The sequence below is a fragment of the Colwellia sp. BRX10-1 genome, from assembly GCF_014077545.1.
Lineage (GTDB): Bacteria > Pseudomonadota > Gammaproteobacteria > Enterobacterales > Alteromonadaceae > Colwellia_A.
This window is the reverse complement of the sequence record NZ_JACGWC010000107.1, coordinates 1-430: the sequence shown is the minus strand read 5'-3', so window position 1 is coordinate 430 and position 430 is coordinate 1. Positions and strand designations below refer to the sequence as shown.

Genomic DNA, 430 nt, shown 5'->3' with positions numbered 1-430 from the left:
GGCGTTATATGCAATGGAACTTATGCGTAATATTTTGATTTTTAGTTTTCTTATCAGTTTTAATTTATTCGCTTTTGAGCTTGTTAAATGCAGTGAGTCAGACATAGAATTCATCTTAAACAAACTGAATACCAGCAAACTAATTAAAGTTAACGAGTCAAATGCACAACTAACCTCAAAAAGTCACACTATGTGTAACCTTAATGATCCAATTATTCTGGACGGTTTAGCGTATTCGTTATATAAAAGTAAAAACAATGAGTTACAGTACATCACTGTTTACAATGGATTAGATGGCTCATCGAAAACATACGGGCCTTTTTTGTGGTAAATCACATATAACAAGTTGCTCAAACGGACGCATAACAGTTGGCTGCGCTTCGTTCCTCGCATTTTAGCCAACTATTTTGCGCCGCTTAGCAAGGCGTTA

At 35.6% G+C, this 430-nt stretch carries 1 protein-coding gene; it reads left to right on the top strand.

Translation table 11 applies throughout. The annotated features are described in order from the left end of the window. Positions 1-331: hypothetical protein (locus H4J75_RS20015; RefSeq protein ID WP_220465377.1), on the top strand; the 331-nt coding region annotated here is incomplete at its 5' end. Positions 332-430: the final 99 nt, after the last annotated feature.